The organism is Escherichia sp. E1130, assembly GCF_005781065.1.
Taxonomy (GTDB): domain Bacteria; phylum Pseudomonadota; class Gammaproteobacteria; order Enterobacterales; family Enterobacteriaceae; genus Escherichia.
In genome coordinates this window covers 1-22,078 of the sequence record NZ_VATL01000047.1, presented here as the reverse complement: position 1 = coordinate 22,078, position 22,078 = coordinate 1, and the positions used below count along the sequence as shown (strand labels likewise).

Sequence of the window (22,078 nt, the reverse complement as noted above, 5' to 3'; positions counted from 1 at the left end):
CTTATCCTAATTTGCCAAACAGCTGAGGCAGTTCATCAAACAACATCACATGACGGGTGCGCTTTCCCTTGAAAATGCTCCTCATCATTGGCGTGAAATCCGCAGGCTCCCAGCCATAGGGCCACGTATAGAAGATTCCGGCTTTCAGCGTGTTATCCGGTCGCTCAGGGCCAGCGACGATACGTCTGACCTCCCTGCTCAGCGCCTCACCGCGCAGGCCGTACTGGCCCAGGTAACGACGCAGCCGCTTTCCCGGCATCCGCGGATCGGATTTCACGTAAGCATTAGTATCCATAAACTGCGTAACGCTGATGATATTACAGCCGTACTTTCGCATGGTGCTGAAAGCGGTGGCCATCACGTCCGTTTCTGTCTGTGGTTCATCATCGGTTCTGTTCATCTGGTTTCCTGTTAACCGGGTTAAGGGTTGTTGCTGGGGCCGATCGTCTAGGCTGACGCGGTGTCATCCTGCAAGGACCGGAAGGCAAGCAGGGCATCCGTCCTGGAGAGCAGCTCTATACAGTCCCCACGCTGCGGGTCTATCTCTTCGTCAGTGGCCTCGTTATACCGCATACGCAGCCGCCATCCCGTCACGGGAGGCGCGTTCTGTATGGCCTGCACCATCCCTTCCGGCGACAGCAGTTCACGGAGGGTGTAGCAGGCGCCGATCCGGGTCGAATCCCGCAGCCACATCACGGGGTACTCACTGGCCAGCTGGTCATACACACATTCCGGCGTATGGAAGTAATTCCCGTCCGCCCTGCATAAATCACACATAATCCATCCTTTACTGAGAAATCCCGCCTGTATTCAGTTATCACGGATTCCATACCGTCTGATCGTCTGGAGTATGGTCCCTGATAAAATCCCCTTGGGCGTCAATATTTGGGTAAACGTTGCACGTCATAAACATGCGGACATCGCTCAAGAATGCCTCGGTAATCAGTTCACCCTCGTCGCACTCATCAGGCTCATAAGGGCTATCCGGTTTCGTATGGTTAAAATTCAGTCTCCATTCATCAGGATGGCCTGCCTGCATGGCAAGCAGTCGCCCGGCCCCAGTCAGAATCTCTCCCCCGGTCCAGCGATCACAAAAACAAAACTCCTTCACTTCCTGATCTGATTTAAACCAGAGACTTTGATGGTGACACTGTAATAATTTGACAGTGTCGGCGAACTTCATCATCTGCTCTCCCTAAAAATAGTCCCATCATAAAACCATCATCCACTGACGCATCTGACAGTAACAATAATGATTATTCCTTCCGTGATTTTTTCTAATAAAGATAATTAGCATGATGATAACCACGACGGTAAATTACCGGATGCCGGTTTTCAGGTGATCCGATATTCTGCGTATTTACGACTTTCCGGAAGTGTACCACGCACACGGAATAAGAAAAGCGCCGATTTTGGGTGATGGGCGGCGTGTCACGCAGGAGGAATAAAACACCACATATAGACAAAAAGCAGCTGACTGAGTGGCACATATTGTGTTTACGCGCTGCTGCGCGCCGGTGAGTGGTAGAGAGATCCGAAACCGGGAGTTTTCGGATCTGCGCGGCGGGAAACGGGCAAAGGATATGATTTTAAAGCAACGAGAATAAAATCATATTACGTATGATGTTTGCACACTTAGTGAATAACCATACGCAATATGCTTTTTGATTTAACCGGACATTATCAGATGGAGTGTGCAGAATTACCGATCCACTACATCAATCAAGACAAGATTTGACGCCGATTAACGAAACTGAAATTTCACCGTTTTTAATCGCATTAAAAAAATGATCTCCGGGTCTACCTGTAGCGGCAGTGCCTGCTAGGTAATTGGTCCCTCTTTCTCCAAGTCCAAAGGATCTTCCGTACCCCTCTGCTTTGAAATCAGATGTTTTTCCCTCTAAAAAGTAATTGAGGGTTTTGCCATTCAAATCGAATTTAATTAGATAGGGTTGAGTTGATTTGTTTTGCGAAAATATTTTATAGGCATAATTTTCATTTGGCGTAATGCCTATGTATCCTAGTGGATCTAATTTAGCAAAGTTATTCATCACTGTTCCTGATGATGCCCCACTTATAGATGGCTTAAGTGCATTAAATTCATTTTCACCCATCGCTCGATAAAAAACTGTAGACGACGCTACATCCTTTGGGGTAACTGAATAGTCAATAGTTGGTACGTTAGTGCTATGATAAAAAATTTTAGATTTGGCATTTCCTCTATTAAGAAGTATTAGCCCATTCGCTTCTGCCAGGTGAGTTGCTTCATTCAATGGGACACCAGAAGGATCATCTAGTTTGGGGGCAGCATGCTTGCTACCTGAGGCTTTCTTCCCTTTCCCTCCCCCGCGCCCCATGTATTTATCAACAACTAACCATTCACCTTGTATAAGTATGACTATACGTCTGTCAATGGGGTTGGTTTGAGAATAGATGACACGGTCATTACCATCCAGTTTAGTTGGAACGTAAAATTCTGAGGATAGTTGAATATATTGATTTCCAACAGAATCAACGAATAATCCTGTTGTAGTACCGTCTTTAAACAATCCATCTTCATTATTTATGTTAACCGCGTAACGCCTTAATGCATTACTTCCATCTTCGGATGGATTAAAAAATTGTAAAAATGTTCCCACATGGTTACTTATCCAGAATTTATTATTATAATATCTTACCAATGGTAAAGAACCACGGGACCAATCATTGCTATTTTCTGGTAGTAATCGGAAGCCCTTTTCCACTTCATCCCAAGCAGCTCTGTAAAAAATACCAACTTCAAATGGGATGTAATATTCTCCATCTTTAAGGTAAGCCCCTTTTTGTTCCCCTTCAGTTATTAAATAATCTGAATCTATAATATCATTAACTTCTTTTATTGTCGGGTACGAACCGGCACTTCTAACCTTAGATCGCCGTATCTTTATTTTTGTTTTGTCATGCAAGTGGGTAACGGAAGTAATATGGTAGCCTCTGCGTTGTAGACTAAAAATATGTTGAGCGATAACATTATTAAAAGCGAAATTCGAAAAAAATCTAACTGCTTTTATTTCAGTTCCAATAGGGTAATACGACTCGATAATGTTTATTAAATTATTGGCATTTTTAAGGACTTTAACATCCTGTGAAGATGTTATAATATTTTCATCAGGCTGAGTAAAGGCATCAATCTGGTTTCCCATCAAGTTTAAATCTTCGTGATATTGCTCATCAATCACACCGACGAAACTTTTCATTTCGCCAGAAAATAACGTAACTTCACATATAACCAGATTCCCATTATTGAAAATTCTACCAAGTTGTTGGTGTAAATCTACACGACCGCTATCTTGACTTAAGTCATGATTAAGTTTTATCTTGGAATAATCACCATTTGATAATTTAAACTCCAGTTTATTAACGGTATTTTCCACAAACGATATATCTTCGCTTTCTTTCAGTCTTCCCCAGCGCATATGGTTTTCTGATAGCAGTTTTGCGATAAAGCGTTGATTTGCAGGGCTAAATAGAGCTGCCTCTTCTGGTGTCACATCAAGCTCGAAAAATGGATTACTCGCATCAAAAACTTGCTCAGGCAGTTTATTTTTTTGGTCAATTAGCAATGCTTTATCTCGGATTACATTACTGGGATCAGCGGAATAAGCTTCGTTTGCATATTTAGCTCCATAAAATAAGTTTAAAATAAAGTCATGTTGAGCAACTTCCAATTTTCTATACTCAGGATTTTCATTGTAAAAAGCAGACGATGCTCGCTTTGGATCGGCCTGAGGGTTAATTTTCTCCATATCTAGTTCAACAATTGGCTGTAGTGTCATGGCGTTAGGGTCCGCGATATTAATCGCGGATGATTCATTTATATCACCAAAATAGTGAATACCTTTATCTAGTTCAATCACTATCATTTGTCCGCCATCTAATCTGTTGGCAATGAAACCAGGAACTGTACGTTTGTTGCTTAAGCCATCCACGCTATTTTCGACTTCAACAGCCAACATAGAATATGCTGAGCCAATAATTTTTGCCTTTATATTTTGTTTATAATGCACTTTTGAGGTCAGTAGCACCGGGATACTAACAACTTCTCCATTTTCACAGAAAAACCTTGTTGTGCCATCATGAGACTCTATAAAATCCAGAGTCTCTAATTGTCCATTTCTGTATAATACATATTTATGCTCCAATATTCCAACATGGATTTTAGCACTTTTTATTTCTCCATTTAAGGTGGTGATATCCCCATCAAATATGTCAAGCTGCGAGTAGTGATTGTTCATGAAACCTACTGCGTTTTCATTACGTGCGTAAGCGTTGTCAGAAACTATACCTGTAAATGTTGATGGAAAATTTTTGTTTTCATCATTTGAACGGACAATTGTGTTACTGGCAGTACCTTCCTCATGTAGCTTTTTCCAATCATCTTTTTCTAGTGGCATTTCACTAATCATGCGCAATACACTACCTTCGCTACTGCCTACAGCCTGAGTTGGCTCCCCATCGATCATATAGATAGTTTCTATTCCGTTTCCCAATGCTATAGCCACCCTCTTATCTGTTGTAATCAGGTCGCGAGTGTCATATATACCCTCAATTATGGCTTTTGGTGGTGTTATAACTATCTCACCATTCAGTCGTGTTACATGTTCATAACGGCCGCGGTTATTTAAATTATCAAATGAATCACTTTCACTAACGGCCAGATTATTTGCAAGTGGGGGGGCATGCTCACTTTTTGAATTTTTATTTTGCACTTCCTCGATAACTTTTTCTCGTTGTGTTATAAAATCATTGAAAATACTTTCTGCAACTTCAAGGTGACCGTGGGCACTCATAAACAGCATAACTAAACTTTGGTTTGCGCTATCCCAACGATGTTCTTTCACTGCTTTTTGATAATCATAAGCAGACCTGACAATAAGCACTGAGTTTGTACCAAAATTCAAAAATTTACTTAATCCATTAGCTGTTGGAGAACGTATTTTCGCCAAGATTCCTGAAACAACAAACAATCCCTGAATTACTATATCTTCTGCATCGGTAGCATTCACTAAATCATCAACAAATATAATTGCTTGCCCAATAAGCGATGGCGAATTGCTTAACACCGGTTTTACAATGTCACGCCAAATTATCTTTTCAAGACTGGCCCATTTTGTTGGTAAATCTTTAAAATTATCTTTATTTCTTGCCAATTCAAAATGACGCCTTACATGTTCACACCTATCATCCAGTATTTTTTTTTCTTCGTCTGTTAATAATTCAACGTAAGGAGTATTACTTTTATTTTTTGTAATTCTATCGAATGCATCTGGAGCTTCTTTGATTATTATTTCAGCCTCGAGGTTTCGCCAAACACCCATGGCAAACCCAACATATTTTTCATTAAAGATATTGAATCCATTTATAGGTTTTTGTAAATCATCTGGAATCCCTTCCTGAGATGGGAAAGAGGCAATAAATAAATTATAGGATGAAACAAGTTCAGATATTTTATCCTTTAGATTTAATACTTCATCATCATTTAATTCAAGTTTACCTTTAAGTTTATCCACGTAATAGGAAATTGCTTCCTGTTTATTCGGAGCCCCTCCGATCAAAGCTCGGAATTCGTTATCATATAATAACTCAAACAGGCTTATGCGTTTTCCTTGAGTCAGTTGCTCAGAATTAGAGTACTTGGTTACAACTGCTCCAGAACTTTCTGCCGTTAAGATAATATCTATATCTGCTTTAACTGTTATTACCAATGGCCATTTTCTCTCATCTATCGAAAAATATTTGCATATCGCTCTGGAGATAAATTCAGCCTGGCTAGGTTGAGCTACAATCAATGCTCTCTGTTGTTGCCTAAGGAGATAAGTCTCTGTTTTAAAAAAAGCCTGTAAAATTTCTTTTATTACATGATTGTAAAATTCAACTTCATCATATGATGTTCTGTTTATTCCTCTGTCATATCCTTCTAAACGCCCTGGATTATTCCTGTGATATCTAACAGCTCTTTTAATCGCTTCAATCAGTAATTTTGATTGTACAAAACCACTTGTATTATTGCCAGCCAGCTCCCCTCTAACCTTCACAGCATAGTTTTGCAACTGACTACCATATTCAGACGAACTGGGATTTAATAACTCATGTGAATTATAGGCATTAAAAATACCCATTAAATGAATATCAAGATCACTTAATAATAAAAAATTTCTTTGTTTATTCGGTATGACATACTCAAATGTCAAATCAGTAATATAAATATTACCTTCATTCTCTCCGTCTGGATCCCTAATGGCGATAATAACATAATCTGCTATCTGTTTGGCAATATGTTTGAAGTATTCACTCAGAGAATTCCCATCACTACTGTTTACTGTATGTGTCTTAATATAAACATCATCTTCCCCATCAGTATCTTTAACTGTTATCTTTACACTTATACCAACATCTTTTTTTAAACGCTCCAGTACGTTCTCACCCTTCAAATAATCATCACTGCTCTCTAACTCATTAATTACATCATTGAACACTTCATTCAGTTTACTCTCAATTATTCTATAATCACTGCTATAAATATCTCTAAAACTTCTTTGGCCAACAAGATAATCAGTTGCAAGATAATTATCTGATGCGATTTTTTTGTTGTGATTTGGTGTTAAAAATATTAGTGGCTGGTAACTACCCCTCCCAACTATTTTTTCGATAATTGACGTTATATCATCTTTTGAAAGCACTTCCTTACCAGATAATATTTCAGATAGATCATCATTATTTTCGCTAAACATGAGTGACAATATATCATTGAGAGATACCTCTCCTTTTTGATTGACTCTGATAGATTCATCATCTATATTATTTTCTGACAACACTTTCTTGAAATTCTCAAGGAATAAACCACCACGGTCATAGTACACCAAATTTATAGTTTTTTTCAGATTATTTCTTTTATTAATTCCACGTACAGTGACTGGCAAAGCTTCAGAATTAGTTTTGAGTTTGTTAAACACCACAGAGTAAGGGCGGCTAAAATCTATATCATTACGAGCATTCGATGAATATATTTCATCTTGATGGTTGAATATCATTATTTCATCATCCCCATAAGTTGGATAATTGGTAGCCTCGCTGGAGATAAACCATTCAATCAATTTATTTATGAATTCTTTTGCTACATTAGCATAACGTCCTAATAGGCCATGAGTAGGAACAGCAATAAATGTATTTGCCAACTCTGAATGTTTAATTTCATTTAATCCTTGCAGTCGATGCAAATTTTTTAAAATTTCCTTTCTTAAATTATCTGCTTCTTCATTTTCTTTTTTTATCTCTTTATATAGAGAATTAATGAATTGACTCATATCTAACACGCCATATAACCAACCATTACCTGCTTTTTCCAACTCTCTTAACGCATTATAGCCATTAGATATTGGATTTTCGTTTTTTATTTTTTGTTTAGTTTGTATTAGTTTAATTTGCATGTTATTAATTATAACATTTTCAATGTTCTTAAATGAATCACCTTTAAGTGTCGTTAGCACAAAATCAACATCACCCGTCATCAATGGATAATTCCCGCTTTTATCTTTTGCGAGATAGTTTCCTATTTCTGAATGTGCATCATAAAGTCTGGATATTTTTTTTATTTTCTTATTAGGAAGTATCAATAAAAAAGTTGTCGCGGTTTTAATTCCACTATTAGCAATAATATATATCCCGGGTATATCTGTTTTAACACCCTCGATATCTATATAAGCCCCAAGAATCCTGGAGTCGTTCTCATTCCTTTCATTTGTGTCTGGAGTCTGTATTAATGAGCTAATGATTTTCTCATCTTCTTCATTGAGCTCCCCTTCAGCTCTGCCTATAGATGTTAATAAGGAAAAACGATTTTTTAGATGCTCGTAAATAGAAAAATGTGAAATTGAATTTTGAAGTGGTAGGTTGTGCCAATACTCCGTCACTTCTGTTATATATGAGTCAGCCCATTCGTCAAAGGCTTCCGTCGCGCCGGGGTCATCAGGGTGGTATGGAGGAAAAGATGGCTTTGGCATTTCTTTAAATAGTTGCTTTAAACGTGTGTTTTCATTTTCGAGTCGTTTGGTATAATGAAAACCTTCATTTCTGTGAAGAGAAAACTCGGTTACATCATTTTCAGGAACACTGATCACTTGACTTGCAGCAGGTACATCCCTGCGCATTCTGCCTTTTATATTGGGATTCATTTGCCAAATAGAGCTTCCAGATCCTCGCATAGGTTTTCCTTCCGCGCCAGATGGCCATGATGGCCATGATGGCCATGAAGGTTGCAAATCACTCAACATTTCTCCTGCCCGCTTTATTACCTGAATAAGGGGGGGACTCCCCATTCGGATCAACATAGCTTCCTCTTCGACAGGTGTCGTAGTTTGAGAGCGAATTATTTCTGCCCTCCCTGATGCTGGAACATTTGACGGAAGAGTAGCCTCTTGGGATAGAAAGGCCATGACTTCTTTCAGAGCCGTATTTTGTACTTCCCCCAATGCTTCACCATTTTTGAATAACGCATTCAGTTCTGCTTTTTGCTCATCATCCATCCTTGTTGTCCAACGTGCAGCCAGTATCCCCTCACCATTGCCTTGTGAGAGCCAACCGGTAAATCGTACACCCCATATATTCCCCCCTGTTAGATTTAATCCGATTTTCATAATTTCGCAATGTACTCCACGAAAAGCCTCCGATGAAGAATCAGCTTTATTCAACTCATCGGATAAGAAGCGACTCATCTCCGGGTTCATTTGCGCGGTAGGACTTGGACTTGTCAAAAGGGACAATGCCGGAGATACATTCGGCCACAACTTGTTATGGGCAGAACGTACTGATTTATAGATATCATCGGAGTTTCGAGCTATCTGCACCGAAATTTCTTGGTTATCAGGCGTCCACAGAGCCTGGGACAGATGCAGAACTGGAGTTGTCTCATTCACATTGGCTGGCGGTAATGCACAGCCCCCCCCCAAGTAGCCCGAGATGTCAGTAGGATCAGCATACAATTGTGTCAGAGTCCCCTGTGAGCGTCTCGGTAACATGGCAAACGAGCTAATAATATCGTACAGCGATCTCAGCAAATCCGGCAGTCCAGCCAGCCTTCGGCCCACTTCCGTCACCGGTTCTGGAATATCAATACACTCTTCCGCTTGTATTATCCACGTGACAGTCAACGCAGTAGTCAATGCTACCAAAACAGGATTTGCTGTTGATAATTCTGTAGTGGCCTGCCCTGCATCACTCAGAACAGCTAATACAGCTCTGATGGGATTGCCTTCAGGTATAAGGGAAAGTGTGTGCTGAATAAATGCTATAGCAACCTTCATGCCCATCCTCTGGATCAAACGCACGATAGTCCCGAAATGGCCATGTTCTACAATATTCGACAGAATATAGCTGACCAGATTGCCATGGATTACATAATCCTTCATTTGCAATAGCGAGTTAGACAAAAGCGCCTCACCTACTCGTTTCATTTCCTGCCACATTTCAATCCAACTGAGATCGAGGAAAGCCTGTAGCGTTTTTTTCGGGAGGGGAATAGTTTCATTATTTAAAGTCAGGTAATGGGTATGCCATTGCTTATAGTATTGTTCTGCAACCTCTTCAGGTGCAAAACCCCGCATGCTGAGCACCGCGGAAATGGCAAGTTCTCCCAGTGATTCATTCCATTCCAAGCCAGTTGTCTCTGGTAGGGTGCAGTTTTGTCTGGCAATGTTCTGAAAGTGAAGAATAAATCGTTTCTGCCAGTTGCTACTACTGAAAGGGACAAGTTCGGGCTTATATACTGGCCGTAGCCTTTGTCTAATGAATGTCGTTATGTTAGATAAACGAGGCGGAGTTGGGCGGGGGCGGATATCATCAACAATCGTTGAAATGAAGTCTTGCTGTATATCTGGCTGAGAATGTTCTTGAGGCTGAGATATATTTTTTTTTGTCACATATTCAAGCATAATATGCAAATCCTCTCATAAGAGCATTGGTTCATCCCATATTTCATTTTTTGTCCTCTCTTAAGGGATGTTCTACGATTGTCATTAGTGCGAGCATCTTATGTTTTTTGCTGTTATATAGCAATATATACACCATGAAATTAATGAAAGCATACATCAGGGTTGGATGTGATAATAATGTTGTATTTAATTAATTTCATATAATTAATCGGGTAATGCCTTAAATTGATAGAAATTTCTGATAATCTGATAATCTATGGGTATTTGAGGTTTTCTGTGGCTACCATTACTGTTCATTGTCCCCGCTGTCATTCAGATGAAGTTTATCGCCATGGTCGTAGCACCTCCCGACACGAGCGCTTCCGTTGCCGGGCATGTAAACGTGTTTTCCAACTGACCTATACCTACGAAGCCCGAAAGCCCGGTGTTAAGGAGCAGATCGTCGATATGCGTCGATATGGCGCATAACGGTTCAGGAGTCCGGGATACCGCAAGAGTCCTGAAAATGCAGATGCCGAATGCAGTCTTTTTGCAGTGTTCGGCTGAATGGAGATAATTTCAGGTAGCGATAAAGTTCAGCCAGATGCTCCCAGCGGGTTTGCTCTCTGGCTGCATATTCATGCCATAAATCGGGCTGAAGCTTCAGTCTTGAAGCAATTCTGGATACAACGCCACAGTGGGGAATATTGTTTTTGTCCGGTACAAATCCAGGCCCACGCAGGTAACAGAGTAATACCGCAAAGCCCAGGCGATTAGCTGGACGCCGGTGCTTATTAATGAGAGCAATATCTTTATCACAAAGAAAACACATTCTGGTCAGAATAATTTCATCATCTGGTATAACCAGCAGGCGAGCTTGCTCTTCACTACTCAGTATTTGTCGCCGTGGCATGAATGCTTCCCTCGTGTAAAGTTTTCATGTGTTATGGATTTGTTGTGACCGAAAACGACCGGTTTCGGACATTGTTAAACAGATATGTCCGAAAGTCAGCGAAATCACTTTCGGATATGCATTATAATATGTACACCCATTTCGTACAGAAGATCTCACTATGTCTCGAATTTTTGCCTATTGTCGGGTCTCCACACTGGAACAGACGACCGAAAATCAACGTCGGGAAATCGAAAGCGCGGGTTTTAACGTCAGACCCCAACGAATAATCGAAGAACAAATTAGTGGCTCAGTAGCAGCCAGCGAACGCCCTGGTTTTAACCGGTTGCTTGATCGTCTGGAAAGTGGCGATGTATTGATAGTCACAAAACTGGATCGCCTCGGTCGTAATGCAATGGATATAAGGAAAACAGTGGAGCAACTGACCGAATCTGGCATCAGGGTGCATTGCCTGGCATTAGGTGGTGTGGATCTGACCAGTCCGGCAGGAAAAATGACAATGCAGGTGATTTCAGCGGTCGCTGAATTTGAACGAGACCTTTTACTTGAACGAACTTATTCAGGGATAGCAAGAGCACGGGATGCAGGAAAACGTTTTGGTCGCCCACCGGTATTAAATGAAGAACAAACACAGAAGGTACTCGAACGCATTAAGTCTGGGGCAAGTATAAGTGCTATTGCCAGGGAATTCCGAACCACACGGCAAACAATTCTGAGAGTTAGAGCGAAACAGCAAACTGTTACTGTATAAAAAATAGTCTTAGCGTGGGATATTTTCCGTTTTCCAAGCGGACCCCAGATAGGTGCCTCACTGATTGAGCACTGGTAACTGTCCGTCCAGGTTTATACAGGCCTCTCCATAACGAGGAAAAATTTATGGAAAAGAAACTTTTTGATGCCCTGATCGACAGCATGGAGGAAATGGTTGCCATTGAGAATGGCCAAATCCAGCCAGCTGCAGAAAATGTTCACCGTCATACGTTGCCGGATGTGAAGGCTATTCGTAAACATGCCGGAATGAAACAGGCTGAATTTGCAGAAGTGGTGGGGACCAGCGTTGACCTTGTTCGTAGCTGGGAACAGCATCGGCGTATTCCGTCGGGTATTGCGCTGAAAATGCTCTGTCTCATCGAGCGTGAGCCTGCACTGATTAATACGTTACGTGGTATTCACGTCTGAAAACACAAGCCCTGTCGCGCTGGCGGGGCTTGGTTTTATTCTCAGATATACACTGTCCAGAAAATGGCTATTGCAGTAAAGGCAATGGCAAGCATAAACGATGATCTGGTTTTCCTTTCTTCTGCGGCGATCATCACGTGTAGTGCTTCTTTTTTGTCATGTATTGTTAAACCGCCAGGCAGATCAGGCCACCTTTTCTGCAACTGCATGGTTTCCAGTTTATTAAGTGAATAACTCATTATAAACCCCATATACCCATAGCATTAATGCCAGACCTGGCGGCGTGAGCTTAATGAATAAATTAAAAATATCAGTTGGTTGAGTCATCTGATTTCCTTTTCTTTGTCAGGCAGCACAGGACTATATACATGAGGGAGAAATAAACGTCGAGTGCTTCCCCACCTGGGTCTGTCATGCAGCCCGTCACTACCTGGAAGGCATACCGCGATTAACCGGCTTTCTCCAGAAGCTGCCGGATCAGCACGCCAGCACAGGCAATATTCAGGCATATCATGTTGGTATGTAATGCGCTCAGCATTCCGGCATGGCTGTTTTTGACGTTCGGTAACAGTGTGCCTATAGGGGGCCGTTTGGAAAACGGAAAATATCCTACGTTAAGCCTGTTTTTTAAGCAGGCATGACAGAGTGCTTTGAGCGAAACTCGCCCTTATTGAAAGCTTGTCGAATGTCTCAGGGCGTGAAGCGGACGTTATGGCCGCGCAAAGTGGCTGACGTGTAATGCCAATTTACTCTGTCCCCCGGGTTTTGATTTAACGCAGCTATGTCCTGTAATACATAAATTGGCGATAGACAATGTGTACTAAAAGTCTATATTAGACAATAAATACACATGGAGGAAGCCACTATGTCACAGCTACTCAAACTTTTTACCGCCAGCCAGGAAGCGCATAAGGCACTTCGCCCGCAGGTCAGAAAAACTCCACTCGACCGCAGTCACATGCTTTCGACGCTGTACGAGTGCGATCTTTTTCTTAAGAGTGAACACCTGCAACACACCGGCTCGTTCAAATTCCGCGGCGCGAGCAACAAGATCCGCCTGCTGACCCCGGAGCAAAAGGCGCAGGGGGTGATCACTGCTTCTTCGGGTAATCACGGGCAAGGTATGGCGCTGGCCGGGGCCATGGCAGGTGTTCCGGTCACTGTTTTTGTTCCAGCCACGGCTTCGCCTTTGAAGCTTGATGCTATTCGATCATATGGCGCAACGGTGAAAATGATTGAAAAGGATGCACTTAGTGTTGAACTGGAGGCGGCAGAAACGGCGGCCCGCGAAGGGATCACCTTTGTTTCACCGTACAATGATGAAGACGTGATCGCCGGGCAAGGCACTATAGCGTTTGAAATCCTTGAAACAGAGCAAAATCTGGATGCCATTTTTGTCGCAGTGGGCGGTGGTGGTTTGATTTCAGGCATTGGCACAGTGATGAAACATCTGTCACCGGATACCCGCATTATTGCCTGTTGGCCAGAAGCATCAGTGGCGATGTACGCTTCGCTTCAGGCTGGCGAAATTGTTGAACCGGAAGAGCATGACACACTGTCTGACGGCACTGCGGGTGGACTTGAACCCGGCACAATGACTTTTCCCATTTGCCAGGCCGTTGTTGATGACTGTTTGCTGGTCAGTGAAGAGGAAATTAAAGCAGCCATGAAAACGCTGGCCCGTTATGAACGCTGGATGGTGGAAGGCGCGGCTGGGGTGGCGATGGCTGCCTTTATGCAACAGGCAGAACAGTGGCGTGGCAAGCGTGTTGCAGTGGTACTGTGTGGCAAAAATATCACTCTGGAAAAATTCACCGGTGCTGTGAAATGAAAATAATCGATCTTGAAGAAATCAAAGCGTTATTTAACCAGAACGATGCGCTGGCCAGATTGAAAGTGGGTTTTGAAGCGTTTTCCGCAGGGCGGGTGCAGCTTCCACCCGCACAGCAGTTTGCCTTTGCACAAGCCGAAGGCGACTGCTGTATCAAATCAGCCTGGATTGAGGGCTGCGAAAGTTTTTGTGTAAAAATCTCAACCGGTTTTTATAACAATTCTTCCCTTGGTCTGCCGAGTAACGACGGGCTGAATATGGTCTTCTCAGCGCAAACAGGGCAGCCGCTGGCGCTGCTTAACGATAGCGGTTGGTTGACGGGTGTCCGTACTGCGCTCGCCGGGCGCATTGCGGCTGAGATGTTGCTCCCTAAGCATGTTGAGCGGATTGCAATCCTCGGTACCGGATTACAGGCGGAGCTTCAGTTGCGCCAGTTACTGGAGCTGACATCTTGTCGTAACGTGTTTGTCTGGGGACGAAATGAGGGATCGCTGTCCCGTTTCCGCGAGCAGCTTTCCGATATCGATATTCAACTGGTCACTACGACCAGCGAGCAGCAGGCCGTAAGCGGCGCTTCGGTTATCGTCACCGCCACGTCATCAGCAAAGCCCTTAGTACTTGCCGATTGGGTACAACCGGGTACGCATATTACCGCGGTGGGTGCTGATACCCCAGGTAAGCAAGAACTTGACGCAAAACTTGTGGCGAAGGCCAATTGTATTGTGGCTGATTCCCTTAAACAGTGCACTGCATATGGCGAACTAAGCCATTTGCCGGTCGAGTATCGCGAAAATGCGAAGGTCATTGAGCTCGGTAGTTTACTGCCTGATCGCTCGCAGTATGTGCGTGGTGAAGCTGATATAACCATTGCCGATTTGACCGGGCTGGGTGTGCAAGATGCGCAGATTTCAGCAAGTATTCTGGCGCAACTGAAAGTGTAAATATAAAGCCCCGGATGATATTCCGGGGCCTTAATTGATATCAGAAGTTCAGCAGCAGCTTACCTTGTTTCCTGTCTTTTTGTAGCTCTTTACCTGCAATCAGCGCAACCCGTTGCCCGGTTCTGACCATCGCCGTCAAAGGCTGTACCAGAATCCTGCCCTCTACCGGACTGTAAATCGGCACACGTTGGCCGCCAGCCTTGCCGTCCAGGCTGGCAATTTCGCCAAGACATTCACCTTTTTTAACCCAGTCACCCAGCTGCTTTTTCCAGACTACCAGACCGTTTGCTGGTGATGGCAAATGCACCGTACCTGCCAGCGGAAATGTATCAATCCTGTCACGATGAAGCGGCTGTGTTACGGGGATTTCGGTGTTGATAAAGCCTTCTGCACACAGATAGCTCAGAATTCGGCGTGCATCATCTGCGGCGAGTTCATCACTGACATCAGCCTGGCCGCGAAGCTCGACCGAAACAGAGAAGGGAATGCGTTCAGCTGGTTCCAGTCCTTTATCCGCCAGCCACTGCCAGCCTTTGGTGCAGGCTTCGTCAAAGGCGCCACCACCGGCAAAACTTTCCAACAGCACAGCCTCAATGCCCAGAGCCGCCGCCAGGTTGATTGCACGTTCACGATATCGTTCATTGGTATAAAAATGCAGTATGGCTGCCGTATCGCAATGAAGATCCAGGATGACGTCATGCTTAACAGCCTCGCGAAGCAGCGCTCTTTTACCGGCACTGACCACATCTTCGTGCGCTTTTGGCATCAGCAGGCTATCAAGCTGAAGCGCAGGCGAGAGTTCGACCCACTCGGGGTTTGAGTGAAGCGCTTCGAGCTCCTCGGCAAGGTCTGGAAAGTTACGATTGAAGTTTTCACCGTTAGCCAGATTGAAGCGTCCGGTCCAGAACCCCAGCACGTTCTGCATCATTCCCACAGGGTTGGCAAAGGGTATCAGCGTAATCGTGCCGTTGATCCCGCAGGCCCGATCAATGATTTCCAGCTCCTTAAGTAAATGCTGGATAACCAGCATACCGGGATGTTCGTCTGCATGCAGTCCCGCCTGAATATAGACGCTACGCGGGTTATCTCCGCCGGTAAAAGTATGCCTGATGATCTCAGACTGGCTGCCCGCACCGGCGGAACCGGTGAAAAGGGTACTCGTGTTGATGGTCATGTTGACTCCGCTTCCTGACTCAGTAGATATCAAAAGAGAAATATTTATCAGCGATCTTTTTGTAGGTGCCGTCAGCCCGCAGCGATTTGAACGCCTCATTTACTGCCTGTTGTAGTTCAGGTTTGTCCTTACGCAGGCCCATGCCAACGCCCACTCCGAAAATGTCCTTATCCAGTACTGCCGGGCCTGCAAAGTCATAGTTTTTTCCTGCTGCGCTTTTCAGGAAACCATACATGCCAGCAACTTCATCCTGGAAGGCGGCATCCAGCCGACCCGCCGTCAGGTCGGAATAGATATCATCTTGCGTCGGGTACGAGACGACATTAATGCCGCTCTTACGCCAGTATTTGTTGGCGTAGGCCTCCTGGATCGAACCCTGTAGAACACCAATATTCTTGCCCATCAGCGCGTCAGGTGTGGGTAGCAATGTCGCCCCGCGTGGGGCAATCAGGCGCGCTTTTGCCGAGTAGAGTTTGTCAGAGAAGTTAATTTCTTTGAGCCGGGCGGGGGTAATGGTCATTGCCGCCATAATGGCATCGACTTTTTTGGCTTTCAGGGATGGAATGAGAGCATCGAAGGGGGATTCAACAATCACGCACTGTACCTTCATACGTTCACACAAGGCCATTGCGAGATCGATGTCGAACCCAATCACTTTACCGTCCGATGATTTGGACTCAAAAGGTGCATATCCCGGATCTGTGCCGATACGGATGGTGGAAGGCAGGCTTGCCGACGCCGCTGAAAAGCTGACGAATAGGGCTGCGGATAACATGGCGATTAACTTCAGTGGGCGCATAGATTCCTCCAGTATCGTGAGTGTGAGTGACGGAGCCAGGCAAGCGGGACTTTTTGTCTACGGACTGTCATTGTGCAGACATATAATCTATATTGTACATTTTGTATATACTCATCCATTAAAATTAACGATGCAAAATCTATTCATTTAAGTGATATCTAATTGAATAGATTGATTATTATTGAAAAAAACGACAGGCCATATAAAAAAGTTCTGACTGCCTCATGGTCAAAGAAATAGAGTTTTTGTCCCGAAAGCGTGTAGCAAAGGGACAGGGAGCAAGGTTCTGCGTTACAGTTAGGTCAGAAGACTCAGGAGAGCCAGAGATTGGACGTACAAAAGAGCAGAAAAGACGAACAGTTCGCTACATTAAAATCAGTCGCTGACGGTATTGCCGCGCTATTTTACCCGGTAGTGGAAGTCGCTATACACAGCGTTAAAAGCGGCAAAATTGCCTACCTTGCCAATAATATTTCCAAACGGAGCATTGGGGATGATGCCGGGCTGGAAGAGCTGTCGCTTCATGACCTTGAAAGCATGACCGGCCCTTATGAAAAGCTGAACTGGGATGGTAAGAAGATGCGTTCGGTGAGTATCCGGGCAAACGTGGAAGGTGAAGCCGAATATATTTTTTGCATTAATTTCAGCACGACACTGCTTGATGATGCGAAAAATGCACTGGATATGATCCTGTCCATTAACCGTTTGCAGCCACAGCCAGTCCAGCTTTTTAAACATGACTGGCAGGAAAAAATTAATACTTTTCTCCACCAGTGGCTTAAACAGAACAATACTTCGCTTTCAACTCTGTCTCGCCATCAGAAAAAAGAACTGGTGACTGAACTCTATCACCAGGGAGCATTCACTGTCAGAAACTCTGCTGACTACATTGCCAACGTTCTTTCTATGGGACGAGCCACTGTTTATAAGTACCTCAGAGAAATCAAAAATTGAAAACGCGCCTTTATTGAACCGGAAATAGGAAGATGGCTGTGTTTTTTTAATCCAGCGGTTACCCGGTACAGCGCCTGTCTTTTCCAGCTCTGCCTGCATGTGAGGTGCCGGGATCATGTCAGACTCGATGATGCCGGCAGTCGCGGGCCCGGACAAGTAATGACGCGGAGCGCTGCAGCCGGGCTGCGACATCTTCAGCATCAGTAATCGTCAGTCCGACGCGCTTAAGGCCTTCTTCAGCTGGATTCTGTCAGAAGGTTGCGCGCAGGGACTGCAGCTCGGTTACGGCGGGCAATAAAAGAATATCTTTATTGAATTCGGTCACGGTGCTCTCTCGGGGTCGGGTTCAAGGAATTATCTGTTGCATAACTGCTTACGTCGGCTTCCAGCACCATCGACGTTAACCAGTCGCTAATCTGGAAGCCCAGTTTTTTATAAAGCCCCAGTGCATTGTGCTCGCCATCGGTATCAACCATCAGTTCAGCCTTCAGAAAACCGCTTTCGGCCGCTTTCTTCAAAGTGTAATCCAGCAACCGACCAGCAAATCCCTGCCCCCTGAACTCCGGGCGCGTACCTACAAGGTCAATGCAAATTGTCTTGTATTTACTCTGGTGGGTATTTATTTCGCTTCGGGACGTTAGCACGAAGGCAATTAATTCATTCGTTTCATCGGAAAAAAGCAGATACGACAGCTCTGGCAGAAAATCGGGGCACTCAATAACATCCTCTTGCCATGACTGAACTGACCAGGGGGTAGTCCCCCAGTGGCCCTCAAAGGCTTCATTACATACTATCCGTAGCGCTTCGCTAAACGCCGGGCGAAATGAACATATCGAGTTGGTCCAGGGCGCCGGGGGTTGATTGCTTCCTGAAAGTGTCATGGTCATATCAACGAAAATCCGCTCAGCCCGGAAATCAGCTGTCGTCAGAAGGTTTGCCAACCAGAGGTCACTTTTGCGAACCGAGGCGTATAACCGTAATTTTCTGTCAGAAGGGCAATGTTCTTTGGCCTTCTGTAAGGTTTTACCCAGCCAGTTTTTCACCTGCAGACTGATAAAATCACCTTGCCATTCAGTCAAGGCAATGATTTCCAGTGAAAGCTCATGAAGGTCCTGAAGACCGTCTTTTTTCTGTAGTACTGCACAAGCTATAAGTTGTTCTTCGTGCCAGGCTGACGTTGTAGCAACGAAAGTAGAAGTGGATGTAGGTTGTTCATGGTCTGGCAAATGACTTGTGTCAGGCAGCTCTGTGTCACATGCCGCACAGAGCGTTTTAGGGGTATGACGCTCAGTGGAACGAAAACTCACGTTAAGCAACGTTTTCTGCCTCTGACGCCTCTTTTAATGGTCTCAGATGTCCTTTGGTCACCAGTTCTGTCAGCGTGAAGGAATAATGGCCAAGCATATTGATATGTCCGTGGCAAAGTGGGGAAAGGCGTGCGATATCTTCATCATTCAGTGTTTCACCCTGCGCCCGGAGATGATCCAGGGCTGCCTGCATATAAATAGTGTTCCATAACACGACGGCGTTAGTGACCAGCCCCAGAGCTCCCAACTGATCTTCCTGACCGTCGGTATAGCGTTTTCTTATTTCACCTTTTTGACCGTGACAGATGGCTCTGGCAACAGCATGGCGGCTTTCTCCCCGATTAAGCTGGGTCAGAATGCGCCGGCGGTAATCTTCATCATCAATATAATTAAGCAGATACAGCGTTTTGTTGATGCGCCCCACTTCAATGATTGCCTGAGTCAGTCCGGAAGGACGTTCACTTTTCAGCAATGAACGGACCAGCACTGAAGCCTGTACTTTGCCCAGCTTCAGGGAGCCTGCGGTCCGGATCATTTCGTCCCACTGAAGGACTATTTTTCGGGGATCTGATTGCCCTCTGGCAATATCATTCAGCACGCCATAGTCGGCATCATGGTCCATTCGCCAGAAAACCGAAGCACCGGCATCAGCCAGGCGCGGAGAAAACTGGTATCCCAGCAGCCAGAAAAGGCCAAAGACAAGATCGCTGGCACCTGCTGTATCGGTCATAATTTCGGTTGGGTTCAGCCCGGTCTCCTGTTCCAGAAGGCCTTCCAGCACAAAGATAGAGTCCCTCAGCGTCCCCGGTATAACGATGCCATGAAAGCCGGAATACTGATCGGACACAAAGTTGTACCAGGTGATCCCTCTGTTATTACCAAAGTATTTGCGGTTCGGTCCGGCATTGATTGTTCTGACTGGCGTAACAAAGCGCATTCCATCTGCAGATGCCACTTCTCCTCCACCCCATATCTGTGCCAGTGGCAGCGTTGCCTGAAAATCAACCAGTCTGGCATTAGCGCTGGTGATAGTTTCAGCCCGCAGATAGTTCGCTTTTGTCCAGTTCAGCCGGTGTCGGGTCAGTGCAGAAACATTTGATCTGATCAGTGGTTCCAGACCGATATTGCAGGCTTCAGCCATCAGCACGGCGCTGATGCTGACGGGCAGATCATCAACTCAGGCACTGGCTTCACTGGCGTGGAAAAACTCATCTGCAAATCCGGTATGGGCGTTAATTTCAAGCAGCAACTCCGTTAAATCCACTGGAGGGAGCAGATCACTGACCATTTTGCTCAGTCGTTTCAGACTGTCCGGCTCGTCAAGACTGGCGAGGGGAGAAATTGTCAACCGGGGCTTCGGGCCAGAAACATCGAGTTCGCCAGCCTCATTTTCGCCAAGACGTGCAGCAACCTGTCTGTAACGACTATCAAGCTGATGACCCAGAGATTTTATTGCTTCCTGCGGGTCTGTCGGGTGCCCCAAAGAACGATAAACCTTAATCCGGTTTGCCTGCCAGTCAGCACCCTGTAGTAATCTTGCACGGGGATCTCCCCACCGGTTACTGCCGGTAACGTAGACATCCCTCCGTCTCAGACTATCCTGCAGCTTACTGAGAAAGCAGAGCGTGTATCCCTTGCGGGTAATATGTTTTTCCTGGTTAATCACCAGCCGTTTCCATGACCGACTGATGATTTCCGTTGGTGCGTCGTCAAAAAACTGCCGCCGTGAGCTGAACTCCCGGCTGAGGTAGTCACAGGCATTCAGAGTGGTAACCCCTGCAGGTGCGGATGAAAATTTAACGGTATTCAGCAGATGGGGCAGGAAACGACGAACGCGCCCGTACTGCTCCACCATTTCGTCATGAAAATTATCGTCTGAGGGCCGGGCAATTTCACGGACAAGCGTGATGATTTCAGCCAGCTTTTGCCTGGGGATGTAGCTGAACACCTCAGCACGAATCGATTCGTCCGGTGTTTCTTCTTTCAGCAGGTACGAACATGCGCTGGCGAGCGCCAGTGCAGATTTATCCAGATCCTTCAGCGAGCGGAGCCGTTTTTTCTGCCCAATCTTTCTGGCGTCACGGATGATAACGGCCAGCATGGCGTCCAGAACGTCCAGTGCATCATCCAGCGCCAGCGTTTCCCATGTAAGGACAAAGGCAACCAGAACCGCCATCCTTTTCTGCGATGACATCCTGGCAATATTGAACACCGAAGTCATTCCAGCATAACGTGCGAGATTTTTCAGGCGTACAGCCGGGAGTGTACTCAGGTTGTCAGCATGCAGGCCAAAATCGTTCAGAGTTTTCCAGCGTTCAATTGCTTCATTAAACGCCGGACCACTAATGGTCACAGGGCCCTTTTTCAGTGATTCCAGTAAAGACAGGCGGCTGCAATCAGTTGGCCCCAGCAGCATCTCCAGTTGTGAACGCTGTTCGGCTGACGGTATCAGTGCCAGTTTGTTCCACAGGCGCAACGTCGCCTTTTCCCTTACCTCTGAAATCAACCGGGTCAGCGTGGTGGCTCCGGGGAGAATAATACGATGTTGCATAAGCCACCCTGTCGCCAAATCGAAAAGCAGGCCAGGACGTTCGTTGCTTATCCAGCTCCGGGTATATAAAAGACGGGTAAGGCGAAATGTCCAGGGCCAGGCAAATTCACGATACTGATAGTGCTGACGTATCAGTGCTGCATGCTCACGGCGGGTATTTTCCCTCTGACCGTATTCTGCAAGAACGGTGATATCACGAATCCCGAGCTGTCTGGCGGTAAAATGCCGGACGCCGGAAGGAATATGATTCATGTCAGTAAGAAAAGTGCCCAGAAAACGCACGCACCCGATTTGCAGGGCAATACCAAGCCGATTGTGATCACCCCGGCTTTTCCCGATAAATTCTTTATCCGCTTCATCAAGATGAAAATAACGTGCTAGCTGAAATTCATCCGGTTCGCCAGTGAACCGACCATAGTTTTCAGCCTGCTCAGTGGTCAAAAAGTCAACGGGCATATCAGCCTCCGGTGATGCCTCTAATTGGT

The 22,078-nt window shown here is 45.1% G+C and carries 13 protein-coding genes and 3 pseudogenes; 6 read left to right on the top strand and 10 right to left on the bottom strand.

Annotation, left to right across the window (positions count from 1 at the left end):
• Nucleotide 1: 1 nt before the first annotated feature.
• The 4 genes from FEK66_RS24535 to FEK66_RS24520 form a co-directional block, all read right to left on the bottom strand.
• Nucleotides 2–400: a hypothetical protein gene (locus tag FEK66_RS24535; protein ID WP_167854283.1), complete on the bottom strand. Its 399-nt coding sequence runs from the start codon at nt 398–400 to the stop codon at nt 2–4.
• A gap of 47 nt (nt 401–447) precedes the next feature.
• Nucleotides 448–777: a hypothetical protein gene (locus tag FEK66_RS24530; protein WP_135495603.1), complete on the bottom strand. Its 330-nt coding sequence runs from the start codon at nt 775–777 to the stop codon at nt 448–450.
• Between the two features lie 40 nt (nt 778–817).
• Entirely contained in the window at nt 818–1,186 is a 369-nt protein-coding gene (locus FEK66_RS24525; RefSeq protein WP_135495602.1) for a hypothetical protein, read from the bottom strand.
• Between the two features lie 532 nt (nt 1,187–1,718).
• Nucleotides 1,719–9,965 (bottom strand): hypothetical protein, encoded by an 8,247-nt coding sequence (locus tag FEK66_RS24520; protein ID WP_138211632.1) that lies wholly within the window; start codon nt 9,963–9,965, stop codon nt 1,719–1,721.
• A gap of 276 nt (nt 9,966–10,241) precedes the next feature.
• On the opposite strand from FEK66_RS24520, the pseudogene FEK66_RS24515 reads away from it, so the two are divergent.
• Nucleotides 10,242–10,470 (top strand): annotated as a pseudogene (locus FEK66_RS24515) (IS1 family transposase); the annotation flags it as partial.
• On the opposite strand, the pseudogene FEK66_RS24510 reads toward FEK66_RS24515, so the two are convergent.
• Nucleotides 10,471–10,857 (bottom strand): annotated as a pseudogene (locus tag FEK66_RS24510) (DUF4158 domain-containing protein); the annotation flags it as partial. It abuts the pseudogene before it with no gap.
• A 160-nt stretch (nt 10,858–11,017) separates the two neighbouring features.
• Between FEK66_RS24510 and FEK66_RS24500 the strand changes: the two are divergent.
• Both FEK66_RS24500 and nadS read left to right on the top strand, forming a co-directional pair.
• A complete protein-coding gene (locus tag FEK66_RS24500; protein WP_000086537.1) occupies nt 11,018–11,608 on the top strand; it encodes a recombinase family protein in 591 nt (196 codons plus the stop codon).
• A 125-nt stretch (nt 11,609–11,733) separates the two neighbouring features.
• Nucleotides 11,734–12,036, top strand: coding sequence for a NadS family protein (nadS, locus tag FEK66_RS24495; protein WP_135495593.1), 303 nt, complete (start codon nt 11,734–11,736; stop codon nt 12,034–12,036).
• 41 nt (nt 12,037–12,077) lie between these two features.
• Here nadS and FEK66_RS24490 read toward each other — a convergent pair whose 3' ends face one another.
• Entirely contained in the window at nt 12,078–12,275 is a 198-nt protein-coding gene (locus FEK66_RS24490) for a hypothetical protein (protein ID WP_135495592.1), read from the bottom strand.
• Between the two features lie 626 nt (nt 12,276–12,901).
• Here FEK66_RS24490 and FEK66_RS24485 point away from each other — a divergent pair.
• Entirely contained in the window at nt 12,902–13,867 is a 966-nt protein-coding gene (locus tag FEK66_RS24485; protein ID WP_135495591.1) for a threonine/serine dehydratase, read from the top strand.
• A complete protein-coding gene (locus FEK66_RS24480; RefSeq protein WP_135495590.1) occupies nt 13,864–14,808 on the top strand; it encodes an NAD(P)-binding domain-containing protein in 945 nt (314 codons plus the stop codon). Before FEK66_RS24485 ends, FEK66_RS24480 begins: the two co-directional genes overlap by 4 nt.
• A 40-nt stretch (nt 14,809–14,848) precedes the next feature.
• On the opposite strand, the gene FEK66_RS24475 is transcribed toward FEK66_RS24480, so the two are convergent.
• Complete coding sequence (locus tag FEK66_RS24475) at nt 14,849–15,982, bottom strand: succinylglutamate desuccinylase/aspartoacylase family protein (RefSeq protein ID WP_135495589.1); 1,134 nt, start codon at nt 15,980–15,982, stop codon at nt 14,849–14,851.
• A gap of 19 nt (nt 15,983–16,001) precedes the next feature.
• Nucleotides 16,002–16,781 carry an ABC transporter substrate-binding protein gene (locus FEK66_RS24470; RefSeq protein ID WP_135495588.1) on the bottom strand — a complete coding sequence of 260 codons (780 nt, stop codon included), beginning with the start codon at nt 16,779–16,781 and terminating at the stop codon, nt 16,002–16,004.
• A 327-nt stretch (nt 16,782–17,108) separates the two neighbouring features.
• Between FEK66_RS24470 and FEK66_RS24465 the strand changes: the two genes are divergently transcribed.
• On the top strand, nt 17,109–17,735 hold the full coding sequence (locus FEK66_RS24465) for a helix-turn-helix domain-containing protein (protein WP_138211631.1): 627 nt from the start codon (nt 17,109–17,111) through the stop codon (nt 17,733–17,735).
• A gap of 308 nt (nt 17,736–18,043) precedes the next feature.
• Here the strand turns inward: FEK66_RS24465 and FEK66_RS26325 are convergent, their stop codons facing one another.
• Complete coding sequence (locus tag FEK66_RS26325; protein WP_346763429.1) at nt 18,044–18,616, bottom strand: GNAT family N-acetyltransferase; 573 nt, start codon at nt 18,614–18,616, stop codon at nt 18,044–18,046.
• 460 nt (nt 18,617–19,076) lie between these two features.
• Nucleotides 19,077–22,049, bottom strand: a pseudogene (locus FEK66_RS24455) (Tn3-like element Tn3 family transposase); the annotation flags it as partial.
• Between the last annotated feature and the right edge of the window lie 29 nt (nt 22,050–22,078).